General features: G+C 46.4%; 16 protein-coding genes. 5 read left to right on the top strand and 11 right to left on the bottom strand.

What is annotated here, in order from left to right:
• The first annotated feature begins 21 nt into the window (after window positions 1–21).
• Both D5I41_RS19610 and D5I41_RS19605 read left to right on the top strand, forming a co-directional pair.
• Window positions 22–1,647: an ABC transporter permease gene (locus D5I41_RS19610; protein ID WP_102376313.1), complete on the top strand. Its 1,626-nt coding sequence runs from the start codon at window positions 22–24 to the stop codon at window positions 1,645–1,647.
• Complete coding sequence (locus D5I41_RS19605; protein ID WP_119011256.1) at window positions 1,647–2,672, top strand: ABC transporter ATP-binding protein; 1,026 nt, start codon at window positions 1,647–1,649, stop codon at window positions 2,670–2,672. The genes D5I41_RS19610 and D5I41_RS19605 overlap by 1 nt, the downstream gene beginning before the upstream one ends.
• On the opposite strand, the gene D5I41_RS19600 is transcribed toward D5I41_RS19605, so the two are convergent.
• The 11 genes from D5I41_RS19600 to hemL all read right to left on the bottom strand — a co-directional run bounded on the left by D5I41_RS19600 (window position 2,669) and on the right by hemL (window position 19,804).
• A complete protein-coding gene (locus D5I41_RS19600) occupies window positions 2,669–4,549 on the bottom strand; it encodes a beta-N-acetylhexosaminidase (protein ID WP_119011255.1) in 1,881 nt (626 codons plus the stop codon). The two genes, D5I41_RS19605 and D5I41_RS19600, sit on opposite strands and share 4 nt — an antisense overlap.
• Window positions 4,546–6,276 (bottom strand): glycoside hydrolase family 9 protein, encoded by a 1,731-nt coding sequence (locus D5I41_RS19595; RefSeq protein WP_119011254.1) that lies wholly within the window; start codon window positions 6,274–6,276, stop codon window positions 4,546–4,548. The genes D5I41_RS19600 and D5I41_RS19595 overlap by 4 nt, the downstream gene beginning before the upstream one ends.
• A 61-nt stretch (window positions 6,277–6,337) precedes the next feature.
• Window positions 6,338–7,333 (bottom strand): ABC transporter ATP-binding protein, encoded by a 996-nt coding sequence (locus D5I41_RS19590; protein WP_119011253.1) that lies wholly within the window; start codon window positions 7,331–7,333, stop codon window positions 6,338–6,340.
• A gap of 18 nt (window positions 7,334–7,351) precedes the next feature.
• Window positions 7,352–8,338 (bottom strand): ABC transporter ATP-binding protein, encoded by a 987-nt coding sequence (locus tag D5I41_RS19585; protein ID WP_119011252.1) that lies wholly within the window; start codon window positions 8,336–8,338, stop codon window positions 7,352–7,354.
• Between the two features lie 2 nt (window positions 8,339–8,340).
• Window positions 8,341–9,369, bottom strand: a complete 1,029-nt coding sequence (locus tag D5I41_RS19580; protein ID WP_119011251.1) for an ABC transporter permease — start codon at window positions 9,367–9,369, stop codon at window positions 8,341–8,343.
• 1 nt (window position 9,370) lies between these two features.
• A complete protein-coding gene (locus D5I41_RS19575) occupies window positions 9,371–10,357 on the bottom strand; it encodes an ABC transporter permease (protein WP_102430834.1) in 987 nt (328 codons plus the stop codon).
• Between the two features lie 150 nt (window positions 10,358–10,507).
• Window positions 10,508–12,181 (bottom strand): ABC transporter substrate-binding protein, encoded by a 1,674-nt coding sequence (locus D5I41_RS19570; protein WP_119011250.1) that lies wholly within the window; start codon window positions 12,179–12,181, stop codon window positions 10,508–10,510.
• A 596-nt stretch (window positions 12,182–12,777) separates the two neighbouring features.
• Complete coding sequence (locus D5I41_RS19565) at window positions 12,778–16,176, bottom strand: response regulator (protein ID WP_119011249.1); 3,399 nt, start codon at window positions 16,174–16,176, stop codon at window positions 12,778–12,780.
• 107 nt (window positions 16,177–16,283) lie between these two features.
• On the bottom strand, window positions 16,284–17,303 hold the full coding sequence (gene rsmC / locus D5I41_RS19560) for a 16S rRNA (guanine(1207)-N(2))-methyltransferase RsmC (RefSeq protein ID WP_119011248.1): 1,020 nt from the start codon (window positions 17,301–17,303) through the stop codon (window positions 16,284–16,286).
• A 13-nt stretch (window positions 17,304–17,316) separates the two neighbouring features.
• Window positions 17,317–18,402 (bottom strand): AI-2E family transporter, encoded by a 1,086-nt coding sequence (locus tag D5I41_RS19555; protein WP_119011247.1) that lies wholly within the window; start codon window positions 18,400–18,402, stop codon window positions 17,317–17,319.
• A gap of 112 nt (window positions 18,403–18,514) precedes the next feature.
• Complete coding sequence (gene hemL, locus D5I41_RS19550; protein ID WP_119011246.1) at window positions 18,515–19,804, bottom strand: glutamate-1-semialdehyde 2,1-aminomutase; 1,290 nt, start codon at window positions 19,802–19,804, stop codon at window positions 18,515–18,517.
• A 198-nt stretch (window positions 19,805–20,002) separates the two neighbouring features.
• Here hemL and erpA point away from each other — a divergent pair, with 198 nt between their 5' ends.
• The 3 genes from erpA to D5I41_RS19535 all read left to right on the top strand — a co-directional run bounded on the left by erpA (window position 20,003) and on the right by D5I41_RS19535 (window position 24,631).
• Window positions 20,003–20,344: an iron-sulfur cluster insertion protein ErpA gene (erpA, locus tag D5I41_RS19545; protein WP_017028370.1), complete on the top strand. Its 342-nt coding sequence runs from the start codon at window positions 20,003–20,005 to the stop codon at window positions 20,342–20,344.
• A gap of 110 nt (window positions 20,345–20,454) precedes the next feature.
• Entirely contained in the window at window positions 20,455–21,537 is a 1,083-nt protein-coding gene (locus D5I41_RS19540; protein ID WP_119011245.1) for an efflux RND transporter periplasmic adaptor subunit, read from the top strand.
• Window positions 21,538–21,547: 10 nt separating this feature from the next.
• Window positions 21,548–24,631, top strand: coding sequence for an efflux RND transporter permease subunit (locus D5I41_RS19535; RefSeq protein ID WP_119011244.1), 3,084 nt, complete (start codon window positions 21,548–21,550; stop codon window positions 24,629–24,631).
• Window positions 24,632–24,707 lie beyond the last annotated feature (76 nt).

Genomic DNA, 24,707 nt, shown 5'->3' with positions numbered 1-24,707 from the left:
GACGCCTTTTCAAGTTATTTGATGAAAGAAAAGTATCCCGTTTTTCGAACCAGTAGTGCACTCTTAGCTGTACTACTGGTTTTGCCAATTTTAGCCATTTTTTACACCAGTATCGGTGGTGATAACGACTTGTTCACCCACCTTTTTGATACGGTGTTGCCTACCTACGTCTCAAATACCTTCTGGTTGGTATTTGGAGTGATGTTACTGTCTCTGTTAATTGGTATTCCAAGCGCCTGGCTAATGGCTATGTGTCGCCTTCCATCAGAAAAAGTGTTGCAGTGGGCAATGGTACTGCCTCTGGCTATGCCTGGTTATATTGTCGGTTACGTTTTTACGGATTGGTTTGATTTTGCCGGCCCTTTACAGGTTTTCTTGCGAGACATCACAGGTTGGGGTCCAGGAGACTACTGGTTCCCTGATATGCGTACTTTAGGTGGCGCTATCTGGGTGTTGTCTTTGGTTCTCTATCCGTATATTTATCTGCTGTGTCGCGCTGCATTCATGGAGCAGAGCGTGAGCATTCTACAATCGGCTAGATTGCTAAAGTGTTCTCCGTGGCAGAGCTTTTGGCGTATATCGTTACCGATTATTCGTCCTTCCATTGCCGTTGGTCTTTCCCTTGTGGCGATGGAAGCTATTGGTGATTTTGGTACTGTCAGTTACTTTGCGGTGAATACTCTCACCACTGCGGTATTTGATACTTGGCTTGGTTACTCTAATCTAGGCGCAGCCGCTAAGATTTCAGCAATTATGCTGTTGGTGATTATTCTGCTGATCAGTGCTGAGCGGTACAGCCGCCGCAAGCAGAAATTGTTCCAAAATCAATTTAATAGCCATGAAAATTTCCGTTATGAGCTGAAAGGCTGGAAAAAGTGGGCAGCGGTTACCTGGTGTTGGTCCATTGTTGCCGTTGCTTTTATCTTCCCGTTACTTCAGCTTTGTCAGTACGCCTATCGTTACTTTTCAGAAAGCTGGACGACTCAGTTTTATCAATATGCGATGAACAGTCTGCAGGTGTCAGTGCTGGCGGCATTGATTGCCTTGGTTATCGCAGTGGTACTGAACTTCTATAATCGCTTATCTGCGACAACCAGTAGCAATGTGTTCGTGCGTTTAGCCTCTCTAGGCTACGCTGTTCCTGGAACTGTGCTTGCGATTGGTGTGATGGTACCGGTACTAACGGCTGACCATTTTATTAATGATATTGCAAAGGCGATGGATTGGGGAAGACCCGGACTTATCTTCTCAGGCTCAATGTTTGCCATCGTATTTGCTTTTGTTGTGCGTTTCTCTGCGGTCGCCATTGGCACTATTGAGAGCAGTATGAACAAGGTATCACCGTCATTGGATATGGCCGCACGCACTATGGGTTGTAACAGTACGCAAATGCTGCAGCGCGTGCATATTCCGCTAATGAAGCGTGGGGCATTGATCGCCTTTTTATTGGTGTTTATCGAGTCAATGAAGGAGTTAAATGCGGCATTGCTATTGCGACCATTTAACTTTGAAACACTCGCTACCTACGTATATAACTTTGCCTCTGACGAGCAATTGGAAATTGCGGCGATGCCTGCAGTACTGCTTGTGCTCGTTGGATTGATTCCGTTAATTATCGTCAACCGTTCTTTGGAGCAACCACACTAATGAGCCGTACCTTAGCCATTAAAGACCTCACCTGTAAGTATGACAACCAGACTGTTCTAGAGTCTTTGTCTTTGAAGGTTAAACAGGGAGAAATCGTCTGTTTGTTGGGTGCCAGTGGTTGTGGTAAAACCACGCTACTTAAGGCGATATCAGGCTTGTTGCCTCTCACTAAAGGTTATATCGAACTTAACGGTAACGTTATTGATGACGGAAAGCATTGGGTTGCACCAGAGCAGCGCAATATCGGAATGATCTTCCAGGATTACGCGCTATTTCCTCACCTAACGGTAGCGGAGAATATCTGTTTTGGTATTCAAGAGTTGGCAAAAGAAGTGCAGAAAGAACGTGTTCTGCAAATGCTAGAGATGGTTCATCTTCAGGAGCTTGGTGATCGTTATCCTCATCAGTTGTCTGGTGGTCAGCAGCAGCGAGTAGCTATTGCGCGCTCTCTTGCTTATAAACCTGATCTACTATTGCTCGATGAACCCTTCTCGAATATCGACACCCAAGTACGTCATAAATTGATTGCTCAGATCCGTGCTATCTTCAAGCAAGCAGGCGTAACCGCTATTTTTGTGACTCATAGCCGAGAAGAGGCCTTTGCTTTTGCCGATAAAATGGCAGTGATGAACAAGGGAGTGATTGAGCAATTTGGCACTGCGAGCGATTTGTATCACAATCCCTCAAGCCGATTTGTTGCAGACTTTCTTGGTGGTGGCAGCTATTTACCTGGGCTCAAAGTAGAGCAAGGGCTGTATCAAACTGCCCTTGGTGTGGTTAAAGCGCTATCTAAGCAGCAAAGTACCGATGAGCAGGCTCATATATTGTTTAGACCTCAACATCTGCAACTGACGGCAAATCCAGAGGGGCTGACTAAGGTATTAGAGCAGCAGTTCATGGGTGATCACTTCCGCTACGTTATCGATGTGGATGGACACAAGCTACTGTCTAGCTCCATAGAACAGTTAGATATTGGTAGCCGAGTTGACGTTACCTTAACGCCAACTCAACTTCTGGCCTTTTAAAAAGGGTTGCGGTAGTGGATACCGCGGCCCTCTAACCCTTCCAGATCAAGCTGTAAACGAGATAAGAAATCATTCCAGTCTTTGTTGGTTTCTTTGGTCCAAGCCACCTCGGCTATGGCTTGCAGCCTTGGGTGTACCATATACTGCAGTCGCTCGGCACTATCAATGAGTTCGCACCATAATCCAGCTTGGATTCCCCACACCTTTTGTTGGATAGGGTCGCTTGCTTCGATCTCGCTCAAAGGGCGATAGTGATAAGCGTGTTTTAGCGGAGTAATGTTCGCCCAATAGAACCCTGACTCAGTGGCATCAAATTCTTGAGCCATATCAAGATAGGTATATTGACCAGGTTGCAGGACTACATCAAAACCTTTACGGGCACATTTTATGGCGGCTTCTTCGCTCTGCCAAGAATAGATCACTGTTTGCTGGCTAACCTTGTCACCATACTGAGCTTCTTCCCAACCAAGCATGCGCTTACCTAAACTGCTGAGTTTGTTTTCAACGTAGCGCAGAAGATGTCCTTGCAGTTCTTTGGCATCAGAATAGCCGTACTCAGTCATTACAGCCTGGCATTTTTCGCTATCTGTCCAAACCCCTTCAGGAACCTCATCAGCGCCGATATGCACATAAGGGGCAGGGAACAACTCAGCAACCTCTTCGAGCACCCTATCGAGGAATTCATACGTTCCCTCTAGCGCAGGTGAGAGCACGTTGTCGGTGTAGTGCTGCACACTGCGGTAGATGGACTTATCATCCCTATCGAGCAAAAGGTGGGGGAGGGCCTTGATTGCTGCTCGGCAGTGACCCGGTATGTCGATTTCAGGGATCACACTGATCCCACGGCATTTAGCGTAGGCAATAACCTCTTTGATCTGCTCTTGAGAATAGAACCCCCCATACTTGGAGTCGATGTGTTTAAACTGAGCAGTAAGGGGCAGATCTTTGCCCCGCCATGCGCCAATATCGGTCAGCTCAGGGAAGGCCTTGATCTCAATACGCCAACCTTCATCATCGGTGAGATGCCAATGAAAGTGGTTGTACTTATAGCGGGCAAGTTGATCGATGATCAATTTAATTTGATCTAGTTGATGGAAGTGCCTTGAACAGTCCAGCATCATTCCTCGATAGTCATAAACAGGGCTATCTGATATCTGAACGCAAGTGGCCTTGGTGCCATTGCCAAGCAGTTGCAATAGGGAAGCAACACCGTGGCTGAACCCTTGGTAGTCATTGGCAAATAGAGTGATTGAGTTGCTAGTTACCTCTAGTTGATAAGACTGGTGAGGTAAGCTTTCAAGTCGCTTAAACTCGATTTTGTTTGCTTCTTTTCCTAGGGATAAGCCAAGTTCAGGCTTTGCTTCAATCAGCCATAAAGCGGCTTGTTTTGCTTGATCGCAGCCAACGAATATCGCCTCATTATGGGCAAATTCAAAGACACCAGAGTCAATGTGTATCTCTTGAGGTTTAGGGATAATGCCAACGCTCGCCTTGTGTACCTTTGCTATAGGTTGTGGATTCGACTTTGGTTCAATGAGCTGCAGAGGAGTTACATCCACAGAATACTGCTCTGATGCGACAATAAACGCTTCTAAAATACCGTCGCACTGCAGCTGCAATGGTGGTGTAGGCATCTCAAACTCAGTGGCAAATTGAGCACCAGCTTGCAGCGTTGCCAGTGACTGCAAAGTACAAAAGCTACCCAGCTGAGAGAGCTCACCTTGCGTATTGCTGCTCGCGTCTAAAAAGCGGGTAATAGAAAAATAGAGAGTCCACTCTTCGAGTGTCCGTGAAGAGTGGTTACTAAGGGTCATTGAAAATCGAGTGCGCTGCTCGGTTTGATTAATCACTTTTAGGTCGAGACGAAATAGGCTCATTGGGAGTCTCCTGATAATTCATCACTGGTTTGATAGGCAATTGCTAATAGGTACCATGCCGCATGAGGCAACCATTGTTCTCCCCAGCGCCAGTTTTGCTCTAAGTTATCGGCGTATTCTTCGGGTTTGAATCCAATGCCTAACGGGTTATCAAAGGCTGCGGTAATGCCATTACAAATCCCTCCCTTCGCATTGAAAAAGCCCAACTCAGGGAGGTAGTCTGGGTTGTTGTGTCCATGCCCATCAAGCATGCTCATATCATAGGGATTAAGACCTAGAATCCAGTTTAGGGATTGCTGTGCGTAGTTTTTTACCTGAGGGATCAAGTGCGTAGATAGATAAGGAAGCGCAAAATGTGCCATTGCGGTAAGTGAGGCGAGGCGAGCATTTTCTCCTTGCCACCAATAACCTGATTCATTGTCTTGGGCAATAAAGAAGGCATCGCGTTTCTCGCCACTCACATCCTTGACATACTGCCTTGGATAGCCAAAGGGATTAGCCACTCTCTGAGAGATGCTTAGCTCAAACAGCATTGAGGCGTTGATGGTGTCGACTACCTGACTTCTTATGGCTGTATCTGTCTCGATATCGAGAAAACAGCATAGGGCAATAACGGGCAACCCAGCTTCTGCTGCGTGGAAATAAGGGCGAGTACCATCACTATTGGCAGACCAAAAGTTGTGACAGTAATCATCACTAGACTGGCGTGCAGTAAGCTTCTGTGTCCATTGACGAGCTTCATCTAAATAGCGAGATTCATTGGTTGTTTTACAGAGCTCGACGCTAGCCAGTAGCGCGCAATATTCATCAATAATGTTCTCAGTGCCGTCGTCTAGGTAGTCTTGGTTATGCTCTGTTAGGTGCCAATAACCAAGCTGTGCTCTTTCTAAATAGGTTTCACTGTTGAACTCACCGCAGTGTTCAAGCCTAGCAGCAGAGGCAAGGGCTGCAATGGCAACCCCCGCTCCTTGGCGAAAGCCTGCGTGATAATTCTCAAGCTTAATACCAGCTTGGGTTTTATAGGCGCAGATGTCTCGCTGGGCAGGGTCTTTGCTCCATTGGTCAAACACAGTCATGTAGAAGAAGCCTTCTGCATCTTGCATTCGCACTAGAAAATCAGCGCCGAATAGCGCCTCATCCATCAGGCGGGCTTGAGTAAAAGGGTGGCAGCTTGGTTCAGTTTTCAGCTTGTCTAGGCTAGAGAGCAGATTCCAAACTAGCATAGGAATTTGCTGTGGGTTCAAGTAGTTGGCGTAGGATAGGTGGCTTAGGTATTTACTTACATCTCCAGAGGCATCATACCAACCGCCAGAGACATCAATGGTTCGCTCTGAGCCCAATAGTGTGGCTTGTTGATCCGCTTGATTGTAGATACCGCTACAGCGCTGCGATTTGAAATAATGCAAAAGATCAGAAAAGGTGCGCTTGAATAATAGCTGAGGTTGAACCTCGAAAGTGTGCGATGCGTAGCCTTCAAAGCGAGCCTGATAGGTGCCGCTCTTGTTGAGCTTGCTAAAGTCAAAAGTGTAGCACCAGCCTATATTCCATTGATCCACCTGAGCGCCGGGTTGAAGCGGTACACGGGCTATCTCTTGGTGAGTCTTTGTATCCACAATGATGATATCGGTATTGTCGACGGTTTGTAGAGATAAAGGGTGAGGAGAGAGCAGGACACCCTGTTTATCGGCAGTAGTGGAGTAGCCGATTTGATTGATTAACAACTGCATAAGTCGTTATTCCTTATAGAAAAATAGCCCCCAATAATGAGGGCCAAAACAGAAGTCACCCTTAACCCTCGTGCAAGTAACAGCGAACAAAGTGGTTATCGGACAGTTGAGTGACTTCAGGGAGTTTATCTTTACATTTATCGGTAGCGTGCAGGCAGCGTCCAGCAAAAGGACAGCCAGCAGATTCTGGAGTCCAAAGTGGAATATCACCTTTATTACCTGCCAGTTTTTCATGGATAGATTTGGCAGGATCGGGCACTGCAGAGACTAATAACTGCGTATATGGGTGTTGCGGGTTGGCAATAACTTCATCGGTATCACCCCATTCCACCATGTGACCCACATACATAACCGCGATGTCTTCGGCAATATAGCGTGCAGTGGCAATGTCGTGGGTGATGTACAAAAGAGACATCTGCTTTTCAAACTTCATCTCTTCCATCAGGTTTAGCACGCCTGCACGAATAGACACATCCAGCATTGAGGTGGGTTCATCAGCAAGTACCACCTCTGCACCAACGGCAATGTTTCGTGCTAGGTTTACCCTTTGACGCTGCCCGCCAGAGAGTTGATGCGGGAATTTCTCTGCGGTTTCCTTTGGCGGGATCAGGCCCACCTGCTCAAGAAGATCATACACGCGCTCTTGCAGTTCTTTCTTATTTCCTGATGACACTTTCTTATGGATCAGAAGAGGTCTCGCGATGTGGTGAAAGATGTTGTGGGTTGGGTTGAGTGAGCCAAACGGGTCTTGCCATACCATTTGCACGCCTTCGCGATAGCGCATGAGGTCTGACTTTTTAGTGATGGTTTGGATATCACGACCACGATATTCGATGCTGCCGCCACTGGGGGCATACATCTTGGCGATCATTTTAGCGGTGGTAGATTTACCTGAGCCTGACTCGCCGACTACCGATAATCCACGGCTCTTATACATCTTAAATGACACGTCATTGATCGCGCGCATCATCGGATTTTTTAGTGCGTTGCTGCTCACAGGAAAGTCTTTAACTAAGTTCTTGCCTTCAATGAGTAGTTCGCCTGTTGCTTTGCTCATGTTACTTCTCCATTGGCCTTAGCTGACTTCTTGTTGTGCGATAGGTTCACCAAATAGGTGACAGTTTGAAAAGCGCTGATGCTCTATTTGACGCAATTGTGTGGGCACTGTTTTGCATCGCTCAGTGACCTCGGAGCAACGAGCCTGGAAGCGACAACCTTCAGGGATTTCTAGTAGGTTCAATGGGTTACCAGGAATACCGGTTAATTTGGTTTTAGGGCCAGTCAACGGAGGAAAAGAGCTACCTAGCCCGCGAGTATAAGGGTGGAAGGGCTGCTCAAGAATTTGTTTGGCAGGAGCCACTTCAATCAATTCACCTGAGTACATGATGCCAATGCGATCAGAGAACTCCACCATCAGAGAAAGGTCGTGTGTGATAAACAAGATAGAGAAACCAAACTCTTCCTTTAGCGCGTAGATCTTCTGCAAGATCTCTCGCTGCACCACTACATCAAGCGCTGTAGTGGGCTCATCCATAATGATCATCTTAGGGTTCAAGGCCAAAGCAATCGCAATCACCAATCTTTGACGCATACCGCCTGAGAATTGATGAGGGTAATCACTGAGTCGACTAGGGTGGATATCAACGATCTCCATTAACCCTTCTGCGCGTTTAATGGCTTGTTCTCTAGTCATATTAGTGTGGCGCATGATGACATCACAGAACTGCTCTTCCATTGGCAATACTGGGTTAAGCGCGTTCATGGCACTTTGAAATACCATCGACATCTCGCTCCAGCGAAACGCTTGCATACGATCATCACTGTATTGAAGAATGTCTTCGCCGTTAAAGATCACCTCTCCACCTGAGATAAAAGCGGGTTGCTTATGCAGGCGCATAAGAGAGAAGGCGACAGTGGATTTACCACAGCCAGACTCACCCGCTAAGCCAAATACTTCACCGGGAGCGATATCAAAGCTCACGTTATTGCACGCTCGTACATCGCCGGCATCGGTAATGTAATCCACACAAAGGTTGCGCACAGAAATTAGTGGTTCAGTCATGATCAGTCTCCGCGCATGATTGGGTGGGTTGGAACCTTAACCGGTTCAGATTTACGTTCTTTCTTGTCTAACTTGGCCATTTTCTTCCAGCGACGCATACCCTTATGAGAGCGAAGCTGTGGGTTAGCAATTTCATCAACGGCAAAGTTAAGTAGAGCTAGGCCTGTGACCAATAGTGTCAGTGCCATACAAGGAGCCAATAACTCCCACCAAGCGCCAATCAGCATAGAAGAGGAGGTTTGCACGTTGTAAAGCATAATGCCCCAGCTGATGGTGTTAGGGTCGCCCATACCTAAGAAGGAGATGGTGGCTTCCATCATGATGGCGTACATTACTGAGCCAATGAAACTGGCCCCTACGATAGAGATAAGGTTTGGCAGTATCTCAACAAAGATGATTCTAAATGAAGACTCACCTAACACTTCTGCCGCCTTAACAAACTCTTTTTCGCGCAATGCGAGGGTCTGGGCTCGGACAACGCGAGCGCCCCACGCCCAAGAGGTGAGACCGATAATTAGCGCTATGGTTAGCGGCCCTGCTTCGCCAATAAATGCAGCAACAACGAACAGCAATGGGTATTGAGGGATAACCAGCATGATGTTCATGGCGGCCGTCAGAAATTCATCAACCTTGCCACCAAAGTAGCCTGCGGAAACACCGATAATGGTGGCAAGAAAACAGACAGTTAAGCCTGCACCAAAGCCAACAGCCAAAGATACGCGAGCGCCATAGGCTACCTGTGCCCAAACATCTCGTCCCATGCGCGTTGTGCCTAAGGTGTGCTCTGCCTCCTTAGACATTCGTAGAGTACGGCTATCCGTGGCCAGATTTTGTGCAACCCAGCCTTCAGGATTTGCTTGAGCGGCTTTTACTATCAAGCCTGGATACTCATGGGGCTTACCAGTACGTTTGTCCGGAGCATGTTGAGTAATCAGTGGGGCAGCAATAGCGATAAACAAAAACGTACTTAGAATCGCCACGCCTATCATGGCAACCGTATTGCCTCGAACCAGTTTTAGTATGTCTTTCATGTTACTTGCCTCCCTTGCGTAGGCGAGGATCTAGCAGCACATACAGCATGTCGGCTAGCAAGTTAAAGAACAGCATGAATAGGGTCATGATCAACAGTTGCCCTTGCAGCACTTGGTAATCGCGAGCAGTAATGGCATTAAACAACACAGTGCCAAGGCCTGGGTAGTTGAAGATGATTTCGATAATCAATTGTCCACCAATCGCCATACCCAATGACATAGACAGGGCAGTGACACTTGGCAGCAAGGCATTTCGCGCGGCGTAGTTAAAGACCACGCGGTTTTCACTAAGCCCCTTCCCTTTCGCCATGGTGATGTAATCTTCGGCGAGCAAGTTGATCATGTTGTTACGCATATTCACGAGGAAGCCACCAATTTGCACGATTGAGGCACAAACCAAAGGCAGTACGGCGTGATAGGCAACGTTCTTTATGAACTCCCAACTTGTCCAGTCTGGCGTAATGCCTGCGGTATAGGCGTAACCGGTAGGGAACCATTTAAGACCAATAGCAAAGATGAACATTGCCAACATAGCGATAACCACCTGAGGTACGGCTTGAATAACCAGCATGCCAGGGGTGATAAAGGTGTCGTACTTACTGCCACGCTTCCAAGCGGCGAAGATCCCCAGTATTGAGCCGATAGAGAATGAAAGTACTACTGCGGTTCCAGCTAGAAATAAAGACCAACCAAAGGCGCCGCCCAGCAACTCATTAACGCTCAATGGGTAAAATTTGATAGAAGTACCTAGCTCCCAGCTAAGAATACTCTTGATATAAGTGATGTACTGCATCCATAGAGGACCATCAACGAAACCCAATAGTTGTTTCATTGCCTCGATGCGCTCTGGAGTCACTTGGGCTGTAGCGTTCGCAAACATCATGGTAACGGGGTCACCAGGCATTGCTCGCGGTATAATGAAGTTAATCGTCGCTGCCACCAGCAACGCGATAAAATAGAACGATAAACGTCTTAGAAAATATCCCATACCTACACCTTAAGTATCCGATTTATTGTCCTTGTATCGGATAAATTTCGCTTTTTGAGCGAAGAATCCCCTGACGTTTTGGCGCCATAGTTGTTATTGACTTTGAGGGGAATTAACCGGCGCACCATTTGGTGCGCCTTTGAGTGTCGATTACTCGACAGGTTTTAGATCCAGCACGTGAAGTAGGCGCTCAGGAATACCAGCCCATACATTTGGACGGCCCTTAGCGTTGTCTTCAGTCCACCAACCCGTGAATCGAGTGGTGTTGTACTGGTAGTTACTTGCACCAGACATGATTGGGATGGTGACCTGATGTTCAGCAATGATGCGCTGAATACCGTGGGCAATCTCCATTTGTTTACCTTTATCCGCAGTTTTGTAGAAACTGTTCAATAGGTTGTCTAGCTCTTCATTCTTGTAGAAGTGCATTGCAAAGCGAGGCATACCACTGCCTTCTTGCAGAGCTGAGTTGTATGCGCTGTTCCAATATAGGTGAGGGTCAGCACCATGGAAGTAGTTGGTGTAAGCCACATCGTAAGTACCCTCAAGCATGGCTTGGTTGTATACCGCAAACTCAGGAGTACGAGCGCGCGCCTTGATGCCCACTTCGTTTAACTGCTCTACAGCCAGTTGAACTGTGTTGTTAAAGTCTGTCCAGCCGTTTGGTGATTGGATTAACAGCTCAAAAGACTTACCTGATGGAGTTTCAACAAAGCCATCACCATTACTATCCTTAAAACCCGCTTCTTTCAACAGCTTTTGTGCATCTTCTGGGTGGTATGAGTTGAATTTTTGGAACCTATTGTGAGTGCCTTCATCAGACCAAGCTTCGAATGCATAACCAAGACCTGAACCAAAGTCATTCACTGTACCTGCGCCATAGAATGCAATATCAATGATGGTTTCACGGTCAATGGCCATCCCCATAGCGCGACGGAAGTCTACATTGGTGAGTGCTTCGTTTTTCGCTGGATCTGGGTTTTTAAAGTTAACTACCAGAGCTTGCGTACCTGCTGGTGGGTACCAGTAACCGTGATTAGGATTAGCGGCTTTGTAGGTGCGGTCAATGTCTGGAATGAAAGACGATGTCCAATCTAATTCAGAGTTCACAATCTTACTTAGAAGCTGATCGTTATTGGCAATCTGGGGAACACGAAGGCAGTCAACATTTAGGTTGTCTGCATCCCAGTAGTTCGGGTTTTCACACTGAATGTATAACTGAGGTGTAAAGGTATCAATTTCAGTAAATGGACCTGAACCCACAGGGTTTTCATTGGTGAAAGACGTTGGATCTTCAACCTTTGACCAAACATGTTCTGGAACAACAGGGACTTTGGCAATTTCATAAGGCACGTTTGAGTTGCCTTCTGTTAGAAGGAAGCGAACCTGGTGGTCATTAAGCTTTTCTACTTTGCTTACCCACTTGTTGATGCCAGTTTGATCTAGTGCCGCATGTGACGCGACGAGGTTGAACGAGAAAACCACATCATCAGCGCTAAAGGCCTCACCATCAGACCATTTTACGCCCTTGCGAATATCAAAGGTAACGCTCTTTAGGTCATCAGCCATTGTGAAGTTTTCAGCAAGACGCATCACAGGTGTATTACCGTGCATCTCATTGAAAACGACGAGTGGCTCATAGATAAAATCAGTAGTAGTACGCAGGTTCGTCGCTAGGTAGGGGTTAAAGTTGCGAACCATTGTAGGGTAGAAATCAGGTACGATAGTAAGTTCCGATCTTGCTGCTGCTGGAGCTGAGATTGCAGTAGCTGCAGTTGCGATTACCGCTGTAGCAAGAACTGTTTTTTTTATGTTAGCAAGCATAGTTTATCCTTAGTCTGTGTTTGCTTCTTTATTAGTAAGTAACCAAGCTTGATTGCCTGAGCCTATTGCTTAAACAGTGCCACCCAACGACGTGACTGCTTAACTGTGGCGGGTCATCTGTATGACTCTGAGAACCATTGGTTGAGAGTAGAATTGTCTCTCCAGTCAAAATCGTCAATTTACATTCCCGTTAAAAACGTTAAACAAGACGGTTTTGATGTCAAAATCGTTAATACTGTGTCGTTAGTGAGCACTGCTTAAGTTCTTTTTTTATACAAAGAATAACGCTAAACACGCTCATTGTTAGTGCTTACTTACTCTTGGTGCATTTAATTGCATTGTTTGCAGTGCGTTTCTATAACTCAGTGATCTTGGTTAAACAAAGCTTTGTTACTTTATTCGCAAGTTAAAAATATGACTATGGGTTTGTTGTGATTATGCTCGCAATTTTGAATAAATCTGCACATGGGAGCCTGATCTGGCCCTGTTTATAGTGGGGTATATTGGAGTTTTTAAGGCTTATTTAGAAATGGAAAATAAGAGGTAGGGATAAAAAAGAGCTCATTACCGTGCGTAATAAGCTCTTTAAGAGAGAATCATTGTGCGACTATGTTCTGTAACTGCTCCCTTAATTCAAGCAGTTGTGCTCGCTGCGCATCATCCTGATTAGAGTGCGCAAGAATAAAGTCTAAGGAGTTGAGAACGGTACGCCAGCGAGGTGTTTTAGGCAGAGTTTCTACCCTTAGGTATTTGTCTAGCGTTCTTGTCTGCAGGGTGCTTCTATCAAGATAAACACGCCATAGGCCACTTTGTTCAGCAAAATTGAATTTAGTGTTACCGTCATGGCTTTCCCAATATTCAAGTGCTGATGACATACAGTCTACAAGTAGCTGTCGCATATTCTGCTGTTTGTTGTCCTTACTGTTATCCAATTGTCCAACCAAGTCTGCAAACTCATCGCCAAGTTCTTTGAGCTCTTCCAGCTGGGACTTATCTCCAGCGAACGCGTAGCTGGCTAAAGCATCCAACGCCACTTCAAGGTTGTTGATGCGTTGGTTAGCGTCATCTGGGTCTGAATTGAAAATAAGCATGCCTCGCAGACCCGTTTCCAACGGCAGGGTAAATATATCACTAGCAATGACCTGCTTGGTCTCACCGACAAAGACATCGATATCCATGCTTCGGTGAGGCTGATCAAACTGTAGGTACTTGGGCGCGATAAACTCTTCAATCTGTGAGCGCTTAATTTGCTCAATAGAGCGTTTTAGAAGCTCAGTAGCAGACTTATTGGCAAAGGTGATCTTATGGTTTTCATTGATACAAACAATCGCCTCTGGGGTGCTCTCTAGCTGTTCGAGAAGCTTGGTTTGCGTTTCCAAAAGCAATGACTCGACCCTTTCTCGCTGCGTAAGCTCAGCGCTCAATGAATCGTTCTCCTGCTTGCGCCTTTCCGAGAGGCTAGCATTAATATGTACCTGAATTCGCGCTGATAGTTCTTGCTTATTAAAAGGCTTAACCAGATAGTCGTTAGCGCCACAGTCAAAGCCCTTCACTTTGTCCTCTGTTTGATTCAAGGCTGTGAGCATGATGATTGGCAGTTCGTTGTAGTTGTACTGATTACGTAAGTACTCACAAACTTGGAATCCGCTCAATTCTGGCATCATGATATCCAACAACAGAATATCGGGCTTTTCTTCGCCAATTAGGTCGAGCACCTCTCGGCCATTATGTGCGCTTACCACCCTATACCCTTCTACTCGCAAGAAGCTCTCCAGTATCTTGAGGTTAACGGGTTCGTCATCCGCAATCATGACTAGCTTGCCATCTGGGTTATTTGGCAAAGATAGAGACTCCTCATCAAACTCGGTTTGATGAAATTCCTCACGAGAGTAGTGTTCCGTGTCTGACTCACTACTAAAGGTTTCAAGTTCTTGTTTGCTTGCAAGAGGCAGGGTCATGGTAAAGGTAGTGCCGAGCATAGGTTGGCTAGTCACTGTTAATTCACCGCGCATGATTTCAATCAAGCGCTTGCTAATAGATAACCCAAGGCCAGTGCCTTGATGGTAACCAGATGAATTGCTTTGAGTCAGTGGCTCGAAGATATTATCTAGGTCTTCTTTAGGGATGCCATGCCCGGTATCAATGACCTGTATTCTTAGCTGTTCGCCTTGCTGCTCTGCATTTAAGATCACCTTACCTTCTGAGGTGAACTTGATAGCGTTGCCAACAAGGTTGTACAGCACTTGCTCAAGCCTTTGCGGATCGGCGCTGACCATAGGCAAGCTACTGTCTATTTGATTGATAATGCGAACTGGCTTTTTATCGACTAAGTGTTTTGATAATTCGACAACCAATTGAGATGCTGACGACAGTGAAACCGCAGTAGGTTCAAGCTGCAAATGGCCATATTGCATCTTATGATAATCCAAAAGGTCATCCACTAGGTTGGACAACCTGTGTCCACTATTGATGATGATCTCTAGCTGATATCTTTGAGATGGCGGTACGCTTCCATGGGCTTCACTTAGCATAGCTTGGGCGACGCCAATCATGCCGTGTAGCGGCGTTCTTAGCTCATGAGAGGTGGTGGCCAAGAACTCATCTTTTAGTTTATCCGCTAGCTGCAATTCACTATTTTGTGTGGCAATGGTATCTAGGTTGAATTCGAGCTCTTTGTTCTGCTCTTTGATCAACTCAATCTTTTCTCGAATTGAACGTTGCATTCTCTCAAAACTGACTGCAAGTCGTCCTATCTCATCCTTGCGCTCAGTGCCCTCAACATTTTCTTTAAGGTCGCCAGCAGAGATTCGTTCTGCGGCCCACGTGAGCTTAAGTAGAGGTTTGGTTATGAAGTTCGATAGGTAGTGAGAGGTGATCACTACGATAACCGCGGCGCTTAATACAATGATGAAAAACAGCTTAAATAGCTGATTTACTCGCTCAAATGCGATTTCTTCTGGGGTCTCAACCACCACTGCCCATGTTAGACCATGCACATCGATAGGCGCGTAGGCTGCGATGGTATTGTCGCCAGATAAGTTGGTGTACGTTTCAACCTCGGCAGAACCTTCAAGGGCCTTTATGGCGACCGGGGAGCTTTGCTTTGAATCAACAGTCTCGCTACTGTCTGCGAGTAGTTTTAAAGACTTATCAAATAAGGATACATTCAGGTTAACAAGATGTTCCTCGGAGATAAGGGCTGTGAGCGCAGACAGAGGAAGTCGGAAAAATGCGTAGCTGTGTAAATAGCCTCTTTGCACTATAGGGGCGGCAAACCAAGCCACTTCCTCAGTGCTGTCAGAGTTACCGTCAATAGAAAAGTCGCTCATAAGAACGATGTCATTGTATTGCTCTAAGGAGCCTTTGTTTGAGGCGACGTAGTCTCTGAGCTGTTTAAATATCCCACCCAGTTCGGTTTGCTTGTAGCGATCTGAATTCAGGTTCGTTGCGTAGTAATCGTATTTTTGAACTGAATAGGCGACGTTGCCTTCAAGATCAACCAAGGCGATATCGTCGAAGTCCGAGCGCTCTAACAAACTTTGGAAGGTAGAATGATAGCGCTTGTGAAGTAATCGGTAACGCTCAACACTGGTGTAGTTGTCATTGTCTCTGACGGTTTTCGTGCGAATGGCATTCCCAGAGCCTGTAATGTATCTCTGTTGGCCTATGCTTCTAGATTCGTCTAGGTCTTTACCTAAGCGCCTGAAAGAGTCAATCAACCCATAAAATCGTCCACCACTGGCGTAAGCCAGTTCCGAATGCACAAAACCTATCACCTCTGAGTCAAGATTGCCGATATAAGCGGTAACCTTATTAGCATTGCCATCCCTCATAGAGGTTAGGTAAGTGGTGCTTTGCTCTTGAAGATCTTGAGTGTGGGAACGAAGAAAGAAGAAAGCAACCAGCAGCATAGGGATAAGGCTGACCAGCATAAAGGCGCCCATAAGGGTGCTTTGCAGACGTTTAAACTTTGGGCGAGTGTGATTTTTTGACATAGGGTACTAATTCAAGGCCTGATAATGAGATCATCATTGCTGAAATGTACCCGCCAAATGGAGTGAGGCAAGCAAAGGCTTAAAAAAGCGTGTTGCCTCACACAGTTTTATTTCGTTGCGTGGTAGATCGCGAACTTATTGGTTTTACTTGTGGTTTCGCAATTACCAAAGGCTTTTTCGATAATCGGTGGGTATTTCAAGAAGCTATTCGCCACAATGAGCAGTTCACCTCTGCGAGAAAGATGTTTTGGTGCCTCTGCCAGTAGGGTTTCTGTCGCGCTGTAACTGGTATCTAATCCTGAGTGGAAAGGAGGATTACTGACAATAAACTGGTAGTCTTTGCTAGCCTCAGAGTACACATCTGTAGCAAAAACACGCCCTTTAAGCCCGTTTGCTTGCAAGGTGCGCTTGCTAGATTCCACCGCAAAAGCGCTCACATCACACATCTCTAGTTCTATTGATGGATTTTTCAGTGCCATCGCGGCACCAATAATGCCTGCTCCGCAGCCAAAATCGAGAACCTTGCCATTGAGTTTAGGGAGATTAGCGAGCAGTAGTTTAGACCCTAAATCAAACTCACCGTGGCTGAATACGCCTGGTAGGCTTTGAACTTCGATAGAGACACCTTCTAGCTCAACCTGATAAGACTTAAAGTAATCATTAAGTTTAAAGGAGGCTGGAGGCGTTTGGCTTAAGCCCCAGTAAAAAGAGCAGCGTCGTGCTGAGTCATATTTATTAATAGGACCAAACTCTTTGAACATTTTTTCAATGCTTTTTACCCCAGAACGATTCTCGCCGATAACGGCAACCTCTGTCTCAGGTGACAGTTTACTGAGCATCATCTCTAGTAGATATTTCGCTTCACTTTTTGCCTTTGGCCAGTAAAGCAATAGCATGTCAGCATCAACATTGTTATCAAACTCGACACCAAATTGGCTATCCACACCGAGACGCTGCATCTGCTGATGATAGCCATAATGAGTCGTGAACACGGTCACCGCTTCAGCGTGCTGTTGTAGCTGTTTTGGGAAATGATCCTCTGCTTCTCCTGCAATGACGACGCGTTTTCCAGCGAAGTAGGCAAGTTGACGTTCAGCTATCTGGCTTGGGGCGGTGTAGGCACTCATTAATTTACTCTTACTAGTTGTTATCTTGCTGATCGAGGAAGTCATTGAACTCTTCCTCATACATGTTGAACAGCACCATAGTGATGGCGAAGATCAGCGGGCCGTAGATTAAACCAATTAAGCCGAAGACATGCAAACCGCCAAGCAAAGAAAAGAAGATCATTAGGGTATTCATACCCGCACTTCCCTGCATGAGCAGTGGGCGAAGAATGTTATCGATAGAACCAACGACCGCTACTGACCAAATCAGTAAGAATATTGCCCAGCCGGTTTCTCCTGTCAAAAGAAGGTACAGACACGCTGGTACCCAAATTAATGCGGTACCAATAACGGGGATAAATGAAGCAAAGCCCATCATAGTTCCCCAAAATAGGGCTGGAAACCCGACCAACCACATAGCAAAACCACCTGCAGCGCCCTGAGCAATTGCCGTTAAGAAAGAGCCCATTACGGCAGATTTAGAGACCTTCTCAATTTCGTCTAGTAGCCTGTCTTCTTGTGAGCGAGACAAAGGAAGGATGTGACGCATATTGTTGATGATCTTCTCATGGTCGCGCAGTAGGAAAAACAGTACGAACAACATCAAGCCGAAGTTCATCAAAAAGCTGGTTGCACTGCCCACAACAGAGGCACTGATAGCCACTAAGTTGGACCCAAACGTGCTGGCCAGTTCTGCGACCTTTTGCCCAATTTCAGAAGGCTTTAGGGTGTCGAACGGCAAGTAGGTATTGATTAAATCGAGGATCTTAACCACCCAAGGCTGTGCGAATAGCTCCTGTACCCCCCCGTCGGTTACCCAGTGATAAACACCCTGCGAAAAAGAGGAACCTTGCTGGATGATTGCCGTGAAGACAAACAACAGCGGTATCACAATAATAAAGGTTAAGATGATGCAAGAGAGCAGGGCGCTGGTGTTTCTCATTGTCGGCATTTTCTTATCAAGCCACTCGTGAATTGGGAACATCAGCAGTGAGATGATAAATGCCATTACGATTGAGTTGATATAAGGTCGGATTAAAACAAAGCAGGCATACGCAAAAACCAGTAGCGCAGCGATTAATAGCCATTGGCTAGACGTGAGTTGGAATCTTTTTGGCACTTTGAACGGCCCACTTATAGTGTTTGTGATGATAAATCATAGCGTTATGCAACATGAATCGCTAGAAATAAAAAAGGAGCCAGTCGGCTCCTTGTTCACAATGTATAGCTGGTTATTCAGCAGCTAAAGTGGCAAAACAACGGTCAGCGGCAGCGAGGGTTTGCTCAATATCGTCATCAGAGTGAGATAGGGAGGTAAAGCTTGCCTCAAACGCCGATGGCGCAAGGTAAACACCCTCTTCTAGCATCAGATGGAAGAAGCGTTTGAATCGCTCAACATCGCACTTCGCCACTTCTTCGTAGCAGTTAACTTGCTGCTGATCAGTAAAGAAGAAACCAAACATACCGCCTACTTGGCTCACCAGTAGCGGGATTCCATGCTTGTCAGCACGCTGTTTGAAACCTTGAGCTAATTTCGCTGTGATTTCATTAAGGCGCTCTTCGTTGCCTGCTTGTGCTAACTGAGTTAGACATGCATAGCCTGCAGCCATAGCGATAGGGTTACCTGATAGTGTACCCGCTTGGTATACTGGGCCCGTTGGAGCAATGTGTTGCATCACTTCTTTACGACCGCCAAACGCGCCTACAGGCATACCACCGCCAATAACTTTACCTAGGGTAGTTAGGTCAGGCTTCACCTTGTAATGTGCTTGAGCACAGCCAAGAGCAACACGGAATCCTGTCATTACTTCATCAAAAATAAGCAGTGCACCATTTTGGTCACAGATTTCACGCAAACCCTCTAGGAAACCATTGATAGGCGGAATGCAGTTCATGTTTCCTGCAACTGGCTCAACAATGATGCATGAGATTTGGCCTGGGTTTGCATCAAACAGCGCTTGAACTGAGTCAAGGTTGTTAAATGTGGCAGTTAATGTGTGCTTAGCAAAATCTTCTGGTACGCCCGGAGAACTCGGTTGACCTAGAGTTAGTGCGCCAGAACCTGCTTTAACTAGCAAGCTATCGGCGTGGCCATGGTAGCAACCCTCAAACTTCATGATTTTATCGCGGCCTGTGTAACCACGTGCCAAACGAATAGCACTCATTGTCGCTTCTGTACCTGAGCTCACCATGCGCAGTTGTTCCATTGAAGGAACAAGAGAAGACACAAGCTTAGCCATGTTGATCTCAAGCTCGGTTGGTGCGCCAAAGCTAAGACCGCGCTGCGCTGCTTCTACAACCGCATCACGAATAACAGGATTGTTGTGGCCCAAGATCATCGGTCCCCAAGAACCCACGTAGTCGATGTACACCTTGTCGTCTGCGTCGTAAATACGAGAGCCATCAGCACGCTCAATGAAAAGAGGAGAACCACCAACGCCATTAAATGCACGTACAGGTGAGTTAACGCCACCGGGAATAATGGTTTGGGCTTGCTGATAGAGTGCTTCTGATTTGCTCATTAAAGAATCCTTGCTTTCGGATAGCATTTTTGGGAATGACAGCATTGTAATAAATATTGGCCACAAGTCTAACGCTTGTGTCTCACTATTATACGGAGTCACATAATTTGAATACTTGAACACTTTGCTCAGGTATTAGATAATCGCCAGATCAACACAGTCACCTAGAGTGGCAACATCGAATAAAGAGAGGTCTCGGTGAGCGAATTAAATGTCCCTTTGAATTTTTCTGACGCAGCAGCGGCGCGCGTTAAAGTATTGATTACAGAGGAAGAAAATCCTGAGCTTAAACTACGTGTATACATCACAGGTGGTGGTTGTAGTGGCTTTCAATACGGTTTTACCTTCGATGAGAAAGTGAATGAAGGCGACTCGATTATAGTGAAAGACGAGGTGACTCTAGTGGTAGACCCTATGTCTTTGCAGTACTTAATTGGCGGTACAGTAGATTACACAGAGGGACTTGAAGGCGCACGCTTCTTCATTAATAACCCTAATGCAACAACCACTTGCGGTTGTGGAGCCTCATTTAGCGTGTGATCCTACCCTCAGAAATAACCGGCAGTAATCGGTACAGTAGTCACTTATAAAGGCTGTGCCGTATAAACAGCTAGGCAGGGTCGCCTACTGATAATTAAAAGGATTTAGTTATGCCGTTAAGAAGGACAGGGCAATTTTTTGCCCAACGACCTTGGATCATCTCGCTTACTCTTGTTGTTGCCCTCGGCGCTTGGCTTGCAGCTGGCGCCCTTAGGGCAGAACAACCCACACAACAGTCCCCAGCAACAGAACGCAACGTACCTTTAGCTAAGGTGGTTGTGACTCAATTTAATGCCGAGCCCGTCGCTCGAAAAATCGAACTCTATGGACGAACGGCGCCAAATCGTCATGTTGAACTCAGCGCTGAGCTTGCAGGCACCATAAAAGCCTTGAGGGTTCGTAAAGGTGCTACGGTTAAGCGTGGGCAAATCATTGCCATGATCGACAAAGGGGATTTAGAGATCCAGTTGGATCGTGCCAATGCCTTATTGCGAGTTAAGCAAAAAGAGTTTGATGCTGCGACCTCCCTTAAAAAGCGTGGATTACAAAATGAAGTCGCTTTTACTCAGGCAGAGGCTGAACTGTCCAACGCCAAAGCCACCGTCGCCAATGTTAAGTTAGGCCTTAAGAACAGTATTATTCGGGCACCCTTTGACGGCATTATAGATCGCTTGCACGTAGAACTTGGTGACTATCTATCGCGTGGTGATGAAGTGGCTCATCTTATCGACCTTGAAAAGCTGGTTATTGAAGCCGATCTTAGTGAACGCCATATTCAGCTAGTGAAGAAAGGACAAACCGCGAACATCACTTTATTAGGGGGCGAAAAACTTCAGGGCACCCTGCGCTATGTATCGCGCAACTCCTCTGTGACGACTAATACCTTTCCGATTGAAATAGAAATTGCCAATAAAGATCAAATGCTTCCCTCTGGCGTGAGCGCTGAGGTGGAGTTAGAGTTGGAGAAGAAGATGGCCGTTAAGGTGACACCGGCAATGCTAGCGCTGGATGAGGCCGGTAACCTTGGAGTAAAAACACTGCAAGAGGATAAGGTTCATTTTGTTGGTATTCAGATTGTTAAAGCAGAGCAAGATGGTGTCTGGCTAAGTGGCTTAGGTGACAGCGTTGAGATCGTCACTAAAGGGCAGGGCTTTGTTCGTGATGGTGACTCTGTCATCGCCATTAGACAGTAGAGGGTAAGCTATGCTCTCTATCATTGATGCAGCTCTTAATCGTTCTAGAACAGTATTAACACTACTGTTTATGCTGATTGTGGCAGGGGTGTACACGTATATCACGATCCCGAAAGAATCTAGCCCAGACATCACCATCCCCATTATCTATGTTTCTGTTGGTCATCAAGGTATCTCACCTCTTGATGCTGAGCGCATGTTGGTACGCCCAATTGAGCAAGAGCTTCGCTCAATAGAAGGCGTTAAGAAAATGACCTCTACCGCATCCGAAGGTCACGGCTCTGTGACTCTAGAATTTGTCGCAGGCAGTGATCTTAATAAAGCGATGACGGATGTTCGCGAGGCGGTCGACCTTGCAAAATCAAAGCTTCCCGATGACAGTGACGATCCCACCGTAAACGAAGTGACCCTTGCCAGCGAGCAACCAATTTTGTCGGTGGCTTTGTATGGCACAGTGCCAGAGCGAACCATAGTTCAGATTGGTCGTCGCATTCAAGACAAGCTAGAGAGCTTTAAGCAGATCCTAGAAGTGGATATAGCCGGTGACCGTGACGATATTGTCGAGGTGATAGTCGATCCCCTGTTGATGGAGAGCTATGGCCTAGATCAAGGTGATATCTACAACTTAATTGCCGCTAGTAATAGAGTAGTCGCAGCTGGTTTTGTGGATACGGGTTATGGTCGATTTTCGGTGAAGGTGCCTTCGGTGTTTGCTTCGCTACAAGATGTGCTTGAATTGCCGGTTAAGGTGGATGGCAAACAAGTCATTACCTTTGGTGATGTCGCCTCGGTAAGACGCTCCTTTAGAGACCCAGAAAGCTTTGCGCGATTAGATGGCGAAAGCGCTGTCGTGCTAGATGTTAAAAAGCGTGCAGGAGAGAACATCATAGAGTCGGTGGACATCGTTAAAGCGGTGATTGCTGAGGCTCAAAAATTACCAGAATGGCCAAGTAACCTATTGGTTAAGTACACCTATGATGATTCTGAAGACGTTGATCGTATGTTGACGGATCTTCAAAATAACGTGCTATCAGCCATCATCCTTGTAGTGATCGTTATCATTGCCATCTTGGGAATGCGCACCGCTCTGTTGGTCGGTATCTCAATTCCAGGCTCTTTTCTTACCGGTTTATTGGTACTGTCTGTATTTGGCTTGACGGTGAATATCGTCGTGCTGTTCTCGTTGATCATGGCAGTGGGAATGCTGGTGGATGGGGCCATTGTGGTCACCGAATTTGCCGACAGAAAGATGCAAGAGGGCTCACCTCGTAAAGAGGCTTATCGTGATGCAGCTAAGAGAATGGCTTGGCCTATCACCGCTTCTACCGCAACGACCTTAGCCGCATTTGCTCCATTGTTGTTCTGGCCTGATACGACGGGCGAGTTTATGAAGTATCTGCCGCTGACCTTGATAGCAACGCTGAGTGCTTCCTTGGTGATGGCGCTGGTATTTGTCCCTGTGCTGGGCAGTTTGATTGGCAAGCCTCAATTTATGAATGCAGCGACGCAGATACGTATGCAGCAGCTTCATGATGGTGACTTTGAAAAGGCTACGGGGATTACCAAGCTTTATTACCACACCCTGGCTATCGCCATTAAACATCCTCTTAAAGTATTGCTGAGCGCCGTATTGTTGGCATTTGCAGTGGGCTTTGCCTACAACAAGGCAGGGCTTGGCGCTGAATTCTTCCCTGAGGTTGATCCGCCATACTTTAATGTTAAGGCTCGCTCCTATGGTGATCTGTCTATTGTTGAGAAAGACAGCATTATGCGAGAGTTGGAGCAAGAGATCATAGGTCACCCTGAACTTGAGAGTGTCTACACTCGCACTGGCGGGCAAGACGAAATCGGCACCATACAGGTGACGCCGGTAGATTGGCAGGATCGCCGCTCGGTGAAAGAGATCATAGAGGAGCTTCGTGAAAGAACCGACAAATTTGCTGGTGTCGAAATCGAGTATAAGTTTCCAGATGCAGGTCCCCCAGTTGAGAACGATTTAGTCATAGAGGTGACCTCTCGCGACCCTAATCTGATTGATTCAGCGGCCAAGAAAATACGGCTATGGGCTGATGGTAATCCTGCATTGACTAATGTTAGCGATAACTCAAGCAAGGAAGGCATTGATTGGACTATCGATGTTAACCGCGCCGATGCGTCTCGATTTGGCGCGGATGCCTCACTGGTGGGCAATACGGTTCAGTTTGTCACTAATGGACTAAGGGTGGGGGATTATCTCCCCGATGATACCGATGATGAGGTCGACATATTGGTTCGCTACCCTGAAGACAAGCGAGATATTGGTCGCTTTGATGAACTCAGGGTAAAAACACACTCAGGCTTGGTGCCTATTACTAATTTTGCCAAGGTAAAACCTGAGCCTAAGCAAGACACCATTAATCGCTTGGATGGCAAGCGCATCGTCAATGTTGTGGCTGATATGAGTGAGGGCTATAACCTCGCTATTGAGTTGCCATCGATTGAGCAAGCATTGCAAGAGCTAGATCTAGCAGAAGGTGTTGAGTTCAGAATTAAGGGACAAAATGAAGAGCAGCAAAACTCTTCGAGCTTCCTGCAGTCCGCATTCTTGGCTGCATTGGCTGTAATGGCGCTGATCCTGATCACTCAATTTAATAGCTTTTACCAAGCGTTTTTGATCCTGAGTGCTGTGTTGTTCTCAACCGTAGGGGTGTTTGCCGGTTTATTGCTGTTCCAACGCCCGTTTGGCATAGTGATGTCGGGCATTGGCGTGATTGCATTGGCAGGTATTGTCGTTAATAACAATATTGTTTTGATCGATACCTTTAACCAGTTGCGCCAACGTGGATTGTCAAAAGAAGAAGCGATACTGAGAACGGGTGTACAGCGTCTAAGGCCAGTAATGCTTACCACGGTCACCACTATCCTTGGTTTAATGCCTATGGTTCTACAAACCAATGTAGATCTAATAAACCAAAAGATTGAAATCGGTGCCCCAAGCACCCAGTGGTGGACTCAGCTCGCCACCGCCATTGCCGGCGGCCTAGCCTTTGCCACAGTACTCACACTGGTACTGACACCATGTTTGTTGATGTTTGGAAGGAATAAGATTAAATAAAAGCAGCTATCAGTTGCAAGCTGTAAAAACCGTCTTTACCGCATGTTATAAGCTGGAATCTGTTTTTATAAAAGGT

This window comes from Vibrio superstes (assembly GCF_003569005.1).
GTDB classification, from domain to species: Bacteria; Pseudomonadota; Gammaproteobacteria; order Enterobacterales; family Vibrionaceae; genus Vibrio; species Vibrio superstes.
Note: the sequence above shows the minus strand (reverse complement) of the source record. Positions and strands in the feature narration are given on the sequence as shown.